Origin of the sequence: Phytohabitans aurantiacus (genome assembly GCF_027923225.1) — a bacterium.
Taxonomy (GTDB): Bacteria; Actinomycetota; Actinomycetes; order Mycobacteriales; family Micromonosporaceae; genus Phytohabitans; species Phytohabitans aurantiacus.
The window spans coordinates 194,348-210,032 of the sequence record NZ_BSDI01000004.1; the positions used below are offsets into that span (position 1 = coordinate 194,348).

12 protein-coding genes are annotated in these 15,685 nt (G+C 66.8%); 5 read left to right on the forward strand and 7 right to left on the reverse strand.

Translation table 11 applies throughout. The features are described from left to right. Nucleotides 1-4: 4 nt before the first annotated feature. Genes QMG73_RS05540 through QMG73_RS05555 form a run of 4 tightly spaced genes read right to left on the reverse strand, consistent with a single transcriptional unit; the run spans nt 5 to nt 3,936 of the window. Nucleotides 5-985 (reverse strand): alpha-ketoacid dehydrogenase subunit beta, encoded by a 981-nt coding sequence (locus QMG73_RS05540; RefSeq protein WP_281892867.1) that lies wholly within the window; start codon nt 983-985, stop codon nt 5-7. After that, nucleotides 973-1,950 (reverse strand): thiamine pyrophosphate-dependent dehydrogenase E1 component subunit alpha, encoded by a 978-nt coding sequence (locus QMG73_RS05545; RefSeq protein WP_281892868.1) that lies wholly within the window; start codon nt 1,948-1,950, stop codon nt 973-975. The genes QMG73_RS05540 and QMG73_RS05545 overlap by 13 nt, the downstream gene beginning before the upstream one ends. Beyond that, a complete protein-coding gene (locus QMG73_RS05550) occupies nt 1,947-3,260 on the reverse strand; it encodes a M24 family metallopeptidase (protein ID WP_281892869.1) in 1,314 nt (437 codons plus the stop codon). Before QMG73_RS05550 ends, QMG73_RS05545 begins: the two co-directional genes overlap by 4 nt. A gap of 52 nt (nt 3,261-3,312) precedes the next feature. Beyond that, entirely contained in the window at nt 3,313-3,936 is a 624-nt protein-coding gene (locus QMG73_RS05555) for a helix-turn-helix domain-containing protein (protein ID WP_281892870.1), read from the reverse strand. A 43-nt stretch (nt 3,937-3,979) separates the two neighbouring features. Between QMG73_RS05555 and QMG73_RS05560 the strand changes: the two genes are divergently transcribed. The 3 genes from QMG73_RS05560 to fxsT are packed head-to-tail and all read left to right on the forward strand — an operon-like array spanning nt 3,980 to nt 10,089. Next, a complete protein-coding gene (locus QMG73_RS05560; protein ID WP_281892871.1) occupies nt 3,980-4,624 on the forward strand; it encodes a DUF3105 domain-containing protein in 645 nt (214 codons plus the stop codon). A 57-nt stretch (nt 4,625-4,681) separates the two neighbouring features. Next, on the forward strand, nt 4,682-6,043 hold the full coding sequence (locus QMG73_RS05565; RefSeq protein ID WP_281892872.1) for a TIR-like protein FxsC: 1,362 nt from the start codon (nt 4,682-4,684) through the stop codon (nt 6,041-6,043). Nucleotides 6,044-6,081: 38 nt separating this feature from the next. Next, nucleotides 6,082-10,089, forward strand: coding sequence for an FxSxx-COOH system tetratricopeptide repeat protein (gene fxsT, locus QMG73_RS05570; protein WP_281892873.1), 4,008 nt, complete (start codon nt 6,082-6,084; stop codon nt 10,087-10,089). A 4-nt stretch (nt 10,090-10,093) separates the two neighbouring features. Here the strand turns inward: fxsT and QMG73_RS05575 are convergent, their stop codons facing one another. Genes QMG73_RS05575 through fxsA form a run of 3 tightly spaced genes read right to left on the reverse strand, consistent with a single transcriptional unit; the run spans nt 10,094 to nt 13,183 of the window. Further along, nucleotides 10,094-11,848 carry an HEXXH motif domain-containing protein gene (locus QMG73_RS05575; protein ID WP_281892874.1) on the reverse strand — a complete coding sequence of 585 codons (1,755 nt, stop codon included), beginning with the start codon at nt 11,846-11,848 and terminating at the stop codon, nt 10,094-10,096. Beyond that, nucleotides 11,808-12,959: an FxsB family cyclophane-forming radical SAM/SPASM peptide maturase gene (locus tag QMG73_RS05580; RefSeq protein ID WP_281892875.1), complete on the reverse strand. Its 1,152-nt coding sequence runs from the start codon at nt 12,957-12,959 to the stop codon at nt 11,808-11,810. Before QMG73_RS05580 ends, QMG73_RS05575 begins: the two co-directional genes overlap by 41 nt. Before the next feature lie 53 nt (nt 12,960-13,012). Further along, the gene (gene fxsA, locus QMG73_RS46300) at nt 13,013-13,183 is read right to left on the reverse strand and encodes an FxSxx-COOH cyclophane-containing RiPP peptide (protein WP_407676748.1); all 171 of its coding nucleotides are present in this window, start codon (nt 13,181-13,183) and stop codon (nt 13,013-13,015) included. A gap of 271 nt (nt 13,184-13,454) precedes the next feature. Between fxsA and QMG73_RS05585 the strand changes: the two genes are divergently transcribed. Together QMG73_RS05585 and QMG73_RS05590 are read left to right on the forward strand one after the other, a co-directional pair. Further along, nucleotides 13,455-15,185 carry a RyR domain-containing protein gene (locus QMG73_RS05585; protein WP_281892876.1) on the forward strand — a complete coding sequence of 577 codons (1,731 nt, stop codon included), beginning with the start codon at nt 13,455-13,457 and terminating at the stop codon, nt 15,183-15,185. A 9-nt stretch (nt 15,186-15,194) separates the two neighbouring features. Next, complete coding sequence (locus QMG73_RS05590; RefSeq protein WP_281892877.1) at nt 15,195-15,677, forward strand: hypothetical protein; 483 nt, start codon at nt 15,195-15,197, stop codon at nt 15,675-15,677. The last annotated feature ends 8 nt before the right edge of the window (nt 15,678-15,685 follow it).

The window sequence follows — 15,685 nt, forward strand, 5'->3', positions numbered from 1 at the left end:
CCTACTAGTAAGCGGAAAGCCGGCGTACCGCCTCGGTGACCTTGTCGACGGTCGGAATCACCTCGGCCTCGAGCGCGTCGGCGAACGGCAGCGGCACGCACGCCCCGGCGACGCGCTTGATCGGGGCGTCCAGCATCTCGAAGCCTTCATCGGCGACGACCGAGACGACGGTGCCGCCCCAGCCGCCCTGATACGGGTTCTCCTCCACGACCAGGAGGTGCGATGTGCGCTCCACAGAGGACAGCACGGTGCGCATGTCGAGCGGCACCAGGCAGCGCAGGTCGATCACCTCGACCGAGATGGCCTCGCCGGCGAGCTGTTCGGCGGCCTTCAGCGCCACCGGTACCGTCGAGGCCAGCCCCACGACCGTGATGTCGGTGCCTTCGCGCGCCACCGTGGCCTTGCCCAGCTCGACGACGTGGTCGTCCGGCGGGCGCGCGCCGGAGCCGGCGAGCAGCGCCTTGTGCTCGAAGAAGACCACCGGGTCGTCGCTGCGGATGGCCGACGCCATCAGGCCGATCACGTCAGCGGGCGTCGACGGTGCGGCGATCTTCAGTCCGGGTACCGTCAGCGCCCAGTTCTCCACCGCCTGCGAGTGCTGCGCGCCGAAGCCCAGCCCGCCGCCGTTGGCCGTACGGATGACGAGTGGCACGGTCACCTGCCCGCCGGTCATGTACCGCGCCTTCGGTATCTCGTTGGCCAGGTAGTCCCAGCAACAGGCGAGGAAGTCGCTGAACATGATCTCGGCGACCGGTCGCATCCCGGTCATCGCGGCACCCATCGCGGCGCCCACGATGGCCTGCTCGGAGATCGGGGTGTCCCAGATCCGCTGCGGCCCGAACTCCTTGAACAGCCCCACCGTCGTCTTGAAGACTCCTTCGGCCGCGCCGATGTCCTCGCCGAGACAGACCACAGTGGAGTCGCGCCGCATCTCCCGCGCGATACCCTCGGCGACGGCCTCGCGATAGCTGATCACGTCCGCCACGTCGCGCTCCCGTCCGCCCACACGTCGGTGAACGCCAGCTCCCGGTCGGGCTCCGGCGCGTTCTTCGCGGCGGCAACGGCCGCCTCCACGACCTGTGCCACGCGCCGGTCCCGCTCCGCGATGGTTTCCGGTGGTACGCCGGCAGCCTCCAGCCGCGCCCTGGCCACGTCGAGCGGGTCGTGCTTGAGCCACCGCTCGACCTCTTCCGCCGGGCGGTACTTGGCCGGGTCGGACCGGCTGTGTCCAAAGTGGCGGTACGTCTGCGCCTCGATCAGTGTCGGGCCATCCCCTTTGCGGGCCCGCTCGGCCGCGCGCGCCACCGCTTCGTGCACCACGGTCACGTCGTTGCCGTCGATCACCTCGCCGGGGATGTTGTATCCGCCAGCACGGTCCGCCGCCGGGTTGGGCACCGCGGTCACGTCGGCGATCGGCGTGTACTCCATGTAGAGGTTGTTTTCGCAGACGAACAGGGCCGGCAGGCGCCACACCGCGGCCAGGTTGAGCGCCTCGTGAAACGCGCCGATGTTGGTCGCGCCGTCGCCGAAGAAGGCGACGGCCACCTGGCCGGACCCCCGCAGCTTCGCGGACCACGCCGCGCCGGCCGCCATCGGCAGGTGCGCGCCGACGATGGCGTACGAGCCGAGCATCCCGGTCGACGCCTTGGTCAGGTGCATCGAGCCACCCTTGGCCTGGCACAGCCCAGTCGCCTTGCTCATCAGCTCGGCGAGGCACTCCTCGGGTGTCGCGCCGCGCGCCATCGCGTGGTGGTGCCCGCGGTACGTGGCGAAGACGTAGTCGTCGGGGCGCAGCGCCGCGCTCGCACCCACCGCCACCGCTTCGTGGCCAGCCGCCAGGTGCGTGGTGCCTTTGACGAAACCCGCCATGAAGAGGTCGTGCGCGGCCTTCTCGGTGCGCCGGATCAGCGCCATCTCCTCGTAGGCGTCGAGCAGCTCGTCAGGAGTCATTGGGCGGCCCCATTTGATGTGTTCAGGTGTGACTGCGCGTGGCGCACCGTCTTCAGTGGACCACCAGCGGCGAAGTACCGGCGCCCGGCGATCAGCAGCTCCTCGGCGGGAAACTTCGTGATCAGCTCGCAGCCGTCGGCGGTCACCACGACCTCCTCCTCGATGCGCGCCGCGGAGTACCCGTCGCCGGCTGGCCAGTACGTCTCCAGGGCGAAGACCATGCCCTCTTCGAGCACCTCCGGATGGTCCAGCGACACCAGGCGACTGAACACCGGCTTCTCCCAGATGGAGAGTCCGACGCCGTGGCCGTACTGGAGGGCGAACGCGGCCATCTCGTCGGGGAAGCCGAACTCTTCCGCACGAGGCCACACCGACACGATGTCGGCCGTCGTGGCACCCGGTTTCACGAGCGCGATGGCCCGGTCCATGTACTCCCGGCAGCGCACGTACGCGTCGCGCATCTGGGGCGAGGCGCTGCCCACCGCGAAGCACCGGTAGTAGCAGGTGCGGTAGCCGAGGTGGCTATGCAGGATGTCGAAGAACGCCGGGTCGCCAGGGCGCAGCAGGCGATCGCTGTAGACGTGCGGGTGGGGGGCGCAGCGCTCACCGGAGATGGCGTTGACGCCTTCGACGTACTCGCTGCCGAGGTCGTAGAGCACCTTGCTGACCAACCCGACGCACTCGTTCTCGCGTACTCCCGGGCGGAGGAACTCGTACAGCTCCTCGTAGGCGGCGTCGACCATCGCGCACGCCTGCGCGAGCAGGCTGATCTCGTCGCGGGTCTTGATGCGCCGCGCCTCCAGAAACACCTGCTGTCCGTCCACGATGGTCAGACCCTCGGCCTGGAGCGCCGCGAGGACCGGCATCTCGACGAGGTCGACGCCGACCGGGGCGTCGGCGAGCCCGTGCTCGCGCAGCACGGTAGCGACCTTCGTGGCCACGTCGGCGGCGATCCCCGCGTCAGGGTGGAAGGCGCCGCGCAGCGTGGAGATGCCGGCGCGGGCGCGCTCGGTGCCGTCGAGCCACGGGTTGTAGAGCTGGTGGTGCCGGGCAGCCGAGCCGAAGTCCCAGATGACCGGCTCGCCGCCGCGCGGCAGCACCGCGAAGCGGATCAGCTTGTCCATCGCCCACGTGCCGATGTGGGTCGACGTCATGTACCGGATGTTGGCGAAGTCGAAGGTGAGCAGCGCGCCCAGCTCGGACGCTTCCAGATGGGTCTTCAGGCGGGACAGGCGCTCGGTGCGCAACCGGTCGAGATCGACGCGCTCTTCCCAGTCGACGGCGTTGGTCCCGAACGTACGAATTGCCATCGCGACCTCCTGTGACGGAGGACACCAGTCAACGACATGTCAAGGACGCGTGTCAAGCGTCACTTAACAGTGAATTGTCTTGGACAAACCAGACACCAACGGCGGGCACCACGCCATCGTTGCGGTACCGGTGCGGCGTGCTCGACGGGAACGACACCGCGTCACCCGGGCCCAGGTGGTGCTCCTCGAAGCCCAGCGTCAGCGTCAACTCGCCCTCGACCAGATACCCGTACTCCACACCGGAGTGCCGCATCAGCGCGGTGCCACTCGACGATGTGCCGCCCGGCGCGTAGGTGACGAGCAGGAAGTCGAGGTGCGTGCCCGGCAGGTGGCCGAGCCGCTCCCACGTCACACCCGAGTCGAGCCGGAGGATCTCGCGCGCCGCCGGCCGCACGATCGGCCCGATCCGATGCAACACGGTCTGGGCGAGCGCGGCCGTCGTGGACCGCGGCGGTGGCGCCTCGTCGGCCGCGTCGAAAACGTCTTCGACCGAGATGCCGAGCGCCTTGGTGATCGAGTACAGCGTGCTGACCGATGGGCGGCTCTTGCCGGTCTCGATCTGGGAGATCAGGCTCGCGGAGACACCCACCGCACGGGCCAGCCCGCGCAGGCTCATCCCGCCACGCAGCCGCGCCTCGCGGATGCGCTCACCGACCGGCGGCAGATCTGACGACACGCCCGCATCGTACAGTGTCGGTGAACAGTGCATCATATATGTCGTGGCCTATCCTCCACCTTCCGCTCTTCCCACCCCTCCCAAGAAGAACAACGGTCTTCTCATCGGCTTGCTCGTAGCCGGTGCGGTGGCAGTGGTCATGCTCTCCGCCTGCGGTGTCGGCGGCTTCCTGATCTACCGCGAGTACAACGACTCCGAGGAGGCCGGCACCGACCTCGGCACCTCCGCGGAGATCGACGGTCTGGTCAACTACCGGACGTCGAATCCCGCCGCGCTTTCCCAGAGCCACGTCACCAGCCCGGTGACGTACCCCATGACCCCGCCCGCCGGCGGCCCGCACTTCGGCCAGTGGCAGAACTGCGTCGGCGACGTCTACAACGCACCCATCGTGGACGGGAACGCCGTACACAGCCTCGAACACGGCGCGGTGTGGATCACGTACCAGCCCAGCCTCGGGTCCTCCGATGTGGAGAAGCTCGCCGCCAAGGTGCGCGGGCAGGCATACATGATGATGAGCCCCTATCCCGGCCAGACCTCGCCGATCTCCCTGCAGGCGTGGGGCTACCAGGTCACCGTCGATGACGCGGACGACGACCGGATCGACGAGTTCATCCGGCGGTTCCGCCAGACCGCCACCATGGAGCCCGGCGCCACGTGTGCGTCCGGCATCACGACCACCACCGGATGAAACCTAGCCGCTAACTGATCACTAAAGAGATCACAGTCATTACAAGTGGCACAATGATTGTCTTCTCGAAGTCTTTCATGGCCGACACCTCACCCTATACTCCCTTTAAGCGTCTCGCTGACGGAGCGCTTCGCCGGCGCGGTTCGTGATCATAGCCGCCTACGCGACGGCAGATGCGAATCCGCGTCCTGGGTCGGAGGTGCGGTGTTCTACTTCTTTGTCAGTTATGCGCGGGGAAACGAAGACGACCTTGTTCGTAAGTTCTGCGCCGACCTGAGTATCGAGGTGCGCGTTCTCGCCGGCCTCCCTCGCGACGCCGAGGTCGGGTTCATCGACGCCGAGATGAGCCCCGGCACACGGTGGTCACGGCGGCTGGTCGACGCTCTCTCGACGTGCCGATCCTTCATCGCCCTGATGTCACCCCGCTACTTCTTGAGCCAGCACTGCGGCCAGGAATGGCAGATCTTCGCCGAACGATCGTTGCGGTACGAGCAAGCAACGGGAACTGATCCCTCGTTGCTGAAGCCGCTCTTCTGGGTGCCGGTTCCGCGCGGCAAGATGCACCCAGCGGCGCTTCGCATACAGTTCGCCGATCAAGAGGACGACACCTGCCTGCGGCAGATGATGCGGCTAAAACGCCACGAAGACGCGTACAAGGAATTTCTCTTCAATCTGGCGAGCCAGATCGTCAACGCAGCCGATCAACATGACATTCCCAACGGCGTCACCTATTCCGATCTCGAGTCCGTGCCGAGCGTCTTCCACCATACGCAGGCGGTCATCAACGGGGTCCCCGCCAACGAACTGATCGACGCGACGACCGTCCACTTCGTCGTGGCGGCCCCTACACGCAACGAGGCCATGGCGATTCGCGCGGAATCCACCACCTACGGCGACCGGCGGCGCGACTGGGCGCCCTACCACCCTTCGTGGCCCGATCCACTGAGCGACTACGCGATCAGCATCGCCGCGAGCCGGAACTTCCTCACGCGCGTGGCGGACCTGGAGGAACTGGGCGAGCGCGCGGCGATCGCCAGTCAGCAGAACCACATCGTCGTGCTACTGGTCGACGCGTGGATCACCCGCCTGCTCGGCCCACTTGGTCTGCTCACTGCGTACGGGGGCCGTCCCGGAGCACCACGGAACCCCACGACGGTGGTGCTGGGGCCTGCCTCGGACGGTGACGAGGAGACCCGCGACCAGTGGCCAGCGCTGTCAGAGACCTGGACGGCGACCGCCGGCGGTCTGGCACCGGCCAACGACCTGTCCCGCTGGGGGATCTCCACGTACCACGACTTCGCCCGCGACCTACCGGCGGCGCTCGAAGTAGCCATGAACCGGGTCTTCGCTAGCGGCAACGTCCGCCGTCAGCCCCTGAACACCTTCCACATCGAGCGGCCCACGCTCGACCCACCTTGATCGAGATCGCGAGGTCCACCACCTGAGGAGGCCCGGCCGTGACCGCACGCGCAACCGCCTCGCCAGCCGACTCCGCACCGGCCGGCGGCACCATCATCACCTTTTACTCGTACAAGGGTGGCACCGGGCGCACCATGGCCATGGCCAACGTCGCGTGGATTCTCGCCAGCAACGGCCTGCGCGTGCTCATTGTCGACTGGGACCTGGAGTCGCCTGGCCTTCACAAGTACTTCCACCCCTTCCTCACTGACAAAGACCTGCGCGCCTCCGCCGGTGTCATCGACATGATCCGCGGTCACGCGGAGGCGATGATGCGGCCGATACACGACACCGAGACCACGCAGTGGTTGGAGACCCACGCCGACGTGCTGTCCTACGTCCTCCCCGTGGAATGGTCCTTCCGGGACAAGGGATTCATCGAGCTGCTGCCGGCCGGCCAACAGGACAGTTCCTATACCGAGACGGTGCGGACGTTCGACTGGACGGCCTTCTATGAACGCCTGGCCGGAAACGCCTTTCTGGAGGCTTTGGCCCGCAACATGCGCGCCAACTACGACTACATCCTCATCGACAGCCGCACCGGAGTGAGCGACGCCGCGGGCATCTGCACCGTCCTACTTCCGGACTCTGTCGTGGATTGCTTCACCATGAACGCGCAGAGCATCGACGGCGCGGTCGCTATCGCTCACTCCATCGTCCGTCAGCGGGTCGAGCGACCGGTGCGGATACTGCCGGTGCCCATGCGCGTCGAGGATGCCGAACAGGTCAAGTTGGACGCCGGTCGCGATCACGCTCGGCAGAACTTCGCGCCCTTCCTGGGACGCGACCCGGAGGAGGTCAACCGGTACTGGGGTGACATCGAGATCCCCTACAAGTCCTTCTATGCCTACGAGGAGATACTCGCTCCGTTCGGCGACCGGTCACACCAGGAAGGATCGCTCCTTGCCGCGTACGAACGGCTGACCCGGATCATCACCAGGAGCCAGGTGCAGCAGGTCGACGCGATCGAAGAGCGGGTACGCCGCCGGTGGCTGGCTGCGTTCGAACGCCGCCGCACCGCCGGCGCGCTGGACATCTTCATCAGTTACGCGGCCGTCGACCGAATGTGGGCGGAATGGATCGCCGGGGAGGCGAACGACGCCGGCCTCCGAGCGAGTATGCGGGAGATCGACTCCCAGCCGTTCCCCGAGCCGGGCAACGATCCGCCGAGCTTCCTGAGCAACACCAGCCGCGCGATCGTGCTGCTCAGCGAGGATTACATCGCGTCGGTGAAGTCGGCCACGACGTGGAAGACCCTCGCGGCTCGCGAGCCCGTGGGCGGTCGCCCGTTCATCGTTCCGCTCCGTCTGGACAACGTGCGCCTGGAGGCGCCGTTCGACGAGCACATACCCATCGACCTCAGCGGACTGCACGAGCAGCGAGCCATCGACGTCGTACGCGAGGCGCTCCAGCAGCCCGTATACCCGCGATCCGCGACGCCGACCGAACCAGACGCACCGCGACGCCGCTTCCCTGCGACAGAGCCCCCACTGTGGAGCGTTCCCCAGCGCAACGGCACGTTCACGGGCCGGCGACGTGCGTTGGAGGCGCTGCGCAACCGGATGGCTGCGTCTGGCTCGATGGCGAATCCTCAGGCGCTCCACGGCCTTGGCGGCGTCGGAAAGACCCAGATCGCCCTCGAATACGCGCACCGCTTCAAGGCGGACTACGACATCGTCTGGTGGGTCTCGGCTCAGCAGACGAGCCTCGTGCGCGCCTCGCTGTCGAACCTCGCGGATGCGCTCGGTCGACGCGCGGGCGAGAGCGTGACGGAACGGATCCGGTCCGCGCTAGAGGCGCTCCGGCAAGGTGTCCCGTATCGACGCTGGCTGATCATCTTCGACAACGCGGACGATCCCGACGAGCTTCGCGAGTACGTGCCTCAGGGGCATGGCCACGTCCTGGTCACCACCCGGGACAACGCCTGGTCACGCGTGGCGCAGATGGTGGACATCGGCGTGTTCGGACGCGAGGAGAGCGTGGCTCTCCTCCAGCGCCGGATTCCCAATCTTCCCACCGCCGACGCGGAGACGGTCGCGGAGCGGCTGGGCGACCTGCCACTCGCCATCGAGCAGGCTGGTGCCTGGCTTGCAGCGACAGCGATGCCGGTGTCCCACTACCTCGAACTGCTCGAAACGCAACCCCTCCGGATGTTGGAGGAGGACCTACCGTCCGACTACCAGCAGAGCGCGGCCCAGCCATGGCTCGTCTCGCTCGACAGCCTGCGCCAGCGCAGTCCCGCCGCCGCCAAGTTGCTGGAGGTGTGCGCGTTCTTCGCTTCCGAACCAATCCCAATCTCACTGCTCTACAGTGACCGCTTCATCAGCATGCTTCTCCCGTTCGACCCCTCGTTACGCGAGCGAATGCTGATGGCCAAGGCGATCAGAGAGATCAGCCGGTACGCGCTCGCACGCGTCGACACGGGTAGACCAGCTGTTGGATCACAGCGCCGGGCGAGCGACCGGAGTGACGAGGGTGGGCAGAGTATCCAACTGCACCGTCTCATGCAGGCCGTCATCCGCGCGCGACTCAGTCCCGACGAGCGTGACGAGAACCGCAAGCACGTCCATGAGATCCTGGCAGCCGCCAATCCGGACGGCCCCGACGAGCCTGAGAACTGGCCAACCTACGCCGAGCTGTGGCCACACCTGCTGCCGTCCAAGACGCTCGACTCGGACCTGCCGGACGTCCGGCAACTCGTCTACGACATGTGTCGCTACATGTGGAAGAGCTACGACTACCCGACCAGCCAATTCCTTGCCGAGCAGGCCGTCGAGAAGTGGGAGGAGGCATTCGGCGCCGATGACCCGCTCACCCTCATGATGCGCTTCAACCTGGCCACCGCCCTTCGCCTCCAGGCCAACTACACGCCTGCCTACGAGATCGACCGGGACATCTATGCCCGGCTCGGTCGTGTCGTCGGCGAGGACCATCCATACACGCTGATGGCGGGCGGCAACCTTGCCGCCGACCTACGCGCCCGCGGTGAGTTGCACGAGGCGCACAGGCTCGATGAGGCGATCGAGGCGCGGTGGCGGGAGACCTTCGGCGACGACTATCCACGCACCCTGATCGCGGGACACAACCTCGCGGTCTCACTCCGCCTCATCGGCAACCTGCAGGACGCGCTGCGGCTTCAGGAACGGATCCTGCGACTCCGCCGCGCGGTGCACGGCGATCAGCATCCGTACACGCTGTACTCGTCCAGCAACTACGGACGGGATCTGCGCGACACGGGCGATCTGCGGGAGTCGCACCGCGTACTTGAGACTGCGTTGGAACGGCACCGGCGTGTGCTCGGCGAGGATCATCCGGAGACCCTCCGGACGGCGAAGAACCTCGCGGTGACGCTACGCAAGCTGGGCGAGTTCGAGCGGGCGCACGCACTGAGCGCCGAAACCCTGGAAGGGTCGCAAAGGCTGTTCGGTCCTCACCACCCCGACACCCTGGCGTGCGGCATGAACCTCGCCTGCGACGAAGCGGCTCTCGGCCACGACCGGAACGCACGACGACGCGCCACACCCATCGTCGACCTCTCCCGCCAGACCGGCGGCGAAAACCACTTTGCCACCTTGGCCTACGCCAACAACCTGGCGATCTTCATGCGTAAGACCGGTGACGCCGCCGGCGCACACAGCATCACGACCGATGTGATCAACCGTTTTATGGCGACGGTCGGCCACGAACATCCCTACACACTCGCTGCCCTGCTCAACAACGGCAACGACGACTACGACCTGGGCAACTATGCCGAGGCCCGGTCGTCCGACGAACGCGCCTACGCGGAGTTCACGCGGGTCCTGGGGCCCGAGCATCCGGACACGCTGGCGGCCGCCAGCAATCTCGTGGCCAGCCGCAGGGCCGATGGCGATCCGGGCGCGGCACGCGAACTGTTGGCCGGGATACTGAACACCTACGATCGCGTGCTAGGTGCGCACCACCCCAATACCATCGCCGCGCGGGAAGGTCGCCGGCTCAGCTGCGATCTGGAACCACCACCTACCTGACCCGTCAAACCGCCAGACACTCCACTGGCTCCAGCCAGGTCGCAAGCTCCAAAGGGTCGACCGTCCCGTCGCCCGTGCCGCTGAGTTCGCGATGGACCGCCATGCAGAGCTCCGGAAAGCGCAGTCGGGGGGCGTCGGGATCGCGTTGGCAGGCGAGAGCCAGCCCGATCCACGCGTCCACGCGATCGGTCGCCACGATCTCGGCCGCGTACGCCCGACGCGCCGCGGGCAGATCACCCGCCGCCAACGCAATGTCGCCAACCGTCGCGTTCTCCCCCGCGGACAGCGCGGCGAACCGCGCGGGCTCGACGATCCGCAACCGAGCCAGATCCAGGCGGGCGCTGCGCGTCAGCATCCGCCCGGCGCGCACCGTTTCCGTCGGCACCGGATCGCGAGGGCAGGGCATGCTCGCCTGCCAGGCAGACGCCAACCGCCGCACGGCGGCCGTCTCCGGCAGCCGGTTCCGTAGCTGCCAACCCACCCTGTGGTCGTCGGCGGCCTCCGCCGCCATCGCCACAGTCACGGCATCGGCTGCCTCCTGCTGCCACGGCGATTGCGCGGCCCGCATCCCAGCAAGGAATTCCAGACCCAAGGACGTGAAGCGCCCCGACGCTTCGAGGATGTCGAGCGTCCGCCACACGCGATCCCGCCAGCGTACGAACTCGACCTGGGCGAGCTGGCCGGGCCCTTCGGTCAGCAACCGCCGCTGCACCCGCCAGAAATCCACGACACCGTGGAAGGCATACGCGCCTTGCAACAAAGCGCCGAGCGGACGGGGATCGTCGCGCCAGGGCGCATAGTGCCGTGGCCGGTCGTCCCTCTCGTACAGCGGCTGTATGTCGAGCAGCCCGCCGAGCTTCGCGTGCTGGAACTCGTGCAACAAGCCCAAGGCGAGCGCACGGCCGTTGACGGGCGGCGTCAGCGACACCGCCCCGAACGCCTCCATGCTCGTGACGTTCATGCCGTGATCGGGCCGCTCGCTGTGCAGCGGGACGATCGTCGTCAGGCCCGCGGCGATCGCCTCGGCGTACGAGCGGTGGTGCTCCACCAGAATGGGCCACGCGTCGTCCAAGAGCCGCTGCCAATGGCGGATGTCATCGTCGCTCAGCCGTCCCTCGGCGCCTAGTTGGTGGCAGTCGCGAAACGGATCGACATCGTCCACGGACAGCTCGATGCGCAGATCGGTGGCGGCACAGCGCAGGCGACGGACTGCCTGCCAGCCGCCCGCACTGTGCTCGATATGTTCCGGTACGACCACGGTCCCCAGCTGAGTGCGCCCGCCGATGTGCTCCAGACTGGCGGTGTGCGCATCACCCAGGATCGCACGCCCGAGCCCCGGCAGGGTGACGCTGCCGCCGTACACCTTGACCTCGAACTTCGCGTCGACACCCGCCGTCATGGCGGCCACGAGCGCGACGCCGGCCATGTATTCGAGGCGTGCTTCCAGGCCGCCTTGGGCCTCGGATCCACCGCGGACCGCGCGCAGTGTGGCCGTCAACCACGCGCCAACATGCGGCTGGAGCAGCAGTAGGCGTACGGCGGCCGGGGACCGGCGCTCGGCCGCCACCAGCACGTCGAAGTACTCGGCGATTCTGGCCGACCGCGCAGCGGCCACCAGCTGGCCGAGCATCAGTTGTCGCCTGCTCACCTGCGCGGCGCGGAGTCTGCCCACGATCCGGCCATCGCCGAGGCCGCTGGCAAGGGCCGCGAAGTCGGCGCTATCGAGGCGATGCGTCGTTTCCGGCGTCAGGAGTTCCATCTTGGAGTCGTCCTTTGAGTACAGCGGCAAGATCGGCGTGAACGCGAGGAAGCACGTGACGAATGAGGCGACCAAGGTCAGCGCAGTAGACCGATGGATTACGGAAGCCCGTCTCCGCACGGTACCGGTGCGGATAGTAGCCGCCACCACATATCCGATGCAGCGGACAGGCCAGACAATCGTCGGAAAGTGCGTCTAGGCCGATCTGCCGGTCTTGGATCTCGGGGTGCTCCAGCACCTCGTCAAGGCTGTGGTCGAAGACGTTCATGCCGGTGTCGACAGCGCCTGGATACGTGGACCGCAGGGTGTCGATCTGCTCGTACGCGCCGTCGACGTCCACGACGACGGTCGCCACGGGGCTGAGGCCGATCGTCTCGATGCGGCTTGTGCCGCCCAGCGCTAGGCTGATTACTTCTTCGAAGAATCGAACGCGCGTTTCCCGAACTGGCGCGTCGTACCAACGATCGAAGGCGGCCACCAGCCAGTCGCCGTAGAGCGTGTCCCCCGCCGACCATCGCGGCGGAGGACTCGTCCAGTTCCCGTGCGGCAGCAGAAAGTCGATGGCGGGCGGATCATACTGGAGCAGACTGTCGAATGTAGATACCGGGTCGTTGTCCAGGTCGATGACGCTGAGGATGCCAGCGAAGTGTTCCGGACGAAGGCGCAACGAGCGCAGTGCCCGGTCCACCGCATCGAAGGAACTGCGACCGTTGGCGTACCGCCGATGCCGGTCGTTCGCCCGGCGGTCTCCGTCCAGGCTTACGCCGATGCGGATGCCTGCCTGGCACAAGCGATCGATCACGCGGTCGTCGAGCAGGACGCCGTTGGTCTGGACTGTGATGTCCACAATGGCCTGTGGTGCGACGGCGGCACGCACCCGGTCGGAAGCGCGCACAAGAGCGTCCACACCGACCATCATGGGCTCACCGCCGTGCAGCACGACCCGAAGCGGTCGCCCCGTATCGCCGACATGGTCGGCAATCCGTTCGCATACCCGATCTAGCACGCGGTCCGACATGGCCGAATTGACCTGTCGCCAAGCCGTGTCGGCCAGTTCGTACATGTAGCAGTAGTCGCAAGCCAGGTTGCACCGGGTGTGGAGCTTGAGCACGAACTCACGGAACGGCGTCCGCCGACGGTCGTGGGCTCGGACCAGTGGCACAGCTACATGGCCGAGTTCCAACCAGCGACCGCGTCCTGCGGCCGGTCAATATCTTCTAGGATCCGGCGCAGGGAATGAGCGACGACTGAACCGCCCAGCCTGGATAAGTCAGACAGACTGAGACCACTCAGATCAACCAGCTCAGGCTGGTTGTCATCAACCGTTGCATCCACCCGGGGCCCTTACTAGTCGCAAACATTAAATAGTTGTTCGCGCCGGGGCCCGCAGAGGGCCTGCGGTGGCGCCGCTTGACATTAGCACTTCAAGCCGTCGCGCGCGCCATTTTAGCACCCGATCGATGACCGCGCCACTGGGCCATTTGCACCAATGCACCCAATCGGCCGCCGAACGGGGAATAGCAGACAGGCGCCATTACAGATCACGGTCGTTCCGTTGCATACTGCTATCATCACGCCCGCATCGGATGCGACCCGGAGCGTTGCCGTGGCCCAGCCGAACGACCCGACCCAGCATCGTCCCGCCATCAACGCGCTCAGGCTCGGAATCACCGTGACGGCAGTCGTGTCCCTCCTGCTCGGCTATCTGGGACTGGACGCGTTCCTCAGCGGCTCTGATCAATACGGAAATAGGCCGATCGACCTCCTGTACTACGACGTCCAACTCTTCGTCCTGGGTGCCGACCCGCTCCAGCAACCCGGTCCCTACCCCTTGCTCCTTGAGATAGCTCGCCTGACAGCACCGCTGGCGACCATCACCGCTCTCGTGGAGGCGGCGCGGCTGCTCTTCGCCACCGAACTGCGAAGACTCCGCGCCCGGCGTGCTCGCGGTCACGTCATCGTGTGCGGCGACACCTCGCTGGCCGGAATCCTCTCCCGCCGTCTCCATGCCGCTGGCCGGCGAGTCGTTCACGTACGAGCACAAGCCGAAGCCGTCCCGCCGAGTCCGTCGTATCCATTGATCGTGGTTGGCGACGCCCGGGACGCGGGCACCCTGACCGCCGCGGGGCTGAGCCGCGCCACCGCCCTGTACGCCTGCGCGCACGAAAGCGCGACCAACATCGCCATCGGCCTGGCTGCTGGCCGTGAACGCCGCCTCCAGGGGCCGTCGCTGCCGATCTATACGCATGTGCCAGACCCGGACCTGTGCCTTACCCTGCAGGCCAGGTATCTCGGACTGCCGAATCCGCCCGGGGCTCGGCTCGACTTTTTCAACGTCGACGATCTGGCGGCCCGCAAGGTATTTCTGGAAGATCCGCTCGAGCCGGAGGTCAGGCCCCGGCAGTACATCCTGGTGGCTGGAACGACGCCGTTCGGACAAGCGCTCGCTGTGGAGGCTGCCCGCCATTGGCGACGAAGGCTCGCTCCGGATCCGAGTACCCGCCTCCGCATCGCGATCGTGGCCAGGAACGCCACCGAGACGCTCGCCAATCTCGCCCACCGCTATCCGTTTCTTCGACTCTCCTGTCGTCTCGACGCATACGACGCCGACCTCGTGGACATCCTGGCCACCGAGCTGGATGAGGCGCCCGACCGCGCCTACATCTGTTACGCCAACGAAGAACGCGCCCTGAAAGCGGCACTTACCGCAGACCGGTACTGGCGAGGACGGAAGAACTGTGTCGTAGTGCGACTGGACCAGCTCGCGGATTTCTCCGACGACGGTGGACTCGCCAGCCAGCTGCTCGACGACGGCCCTGCGCGGCTGCGGGTGTACGGCGTTCTGCGCGCCGCCTGCGATCCCGGGATGATCGCCGAAGATCTCGTGGAGCGCTTGGCTCGCGTCATCCACGACCGCTACCTGGTCGCGCGTCGCTCGCACGGCCAAGCCGACAACTCCAGCCCGTCGATCGTTTCGTGGGAACGGTTGCCGCCGGAGCTGCGGCAGACCAACCGGGCACAGGCGGAGGACATCGGGCGGAAGTTGAGGGCCATCGGTTATGTGCTCGTGCCACGGATGCGTGAGTCAGCAGATGAGGAAAGCATGAACGAGAACGAGATCGAACGGCTGGCGATGATGGAGCACGAACGGTGGTGCCTCGACCGCTTGGCGGCGGGTTGGCGCTACGGCGAGCGCCGTGATGACATCCGCAAGCTGCATCCGGCGCTTTGCGATTGGAGCAATCTCCCGCCGGACATCCGGGAGCGCAACCACGACGCCGTGCGAGAGGTACCTCTGATCCTCTCGGACGCCGGCTTCCAGCTGGTTCGGATCTGAGGAAAACCCATGGTCACGATCGGCGTCACAGGGCACGTCCATCTGAGCGAAGCCTCGGAGCAATTGATCTTCGATGCGGTGCTGGAAGCCACACGTTACTTCGCCTCCGAGAGGCCACACGGCATCACCTGCCTCGCGCGCGGCGCCGATCAAATCTTCGCCCGCGCAATGGTGGCTCTAGGCGGCACGTTCGAGGTGGTGCTGCCGGCACGCGACTATCGCCGGCGCATTATCACGGCCGAGGAACGCCAGAACTTCGATCTGTTGATGGAGCAAGCCAGCAGGGTACGCGTTATGCACGCCCGGCGGTCGGGGCGGCCCGCGTACGTCGCGGCGAGCAGGTACATGTTGAACCGATCGACAGTGCTGTTCGCCGTCTGGGATGGGCAACCGACCAAAGGCCCGGGAGACACCGCTCACGTCGTATCGCTGGCGGAGGAGCGCGGCCTGCCGGTGAAGGTGTTGTGGCCGGCTGGGGCCGGCCGCCGGTAAACGGTGAA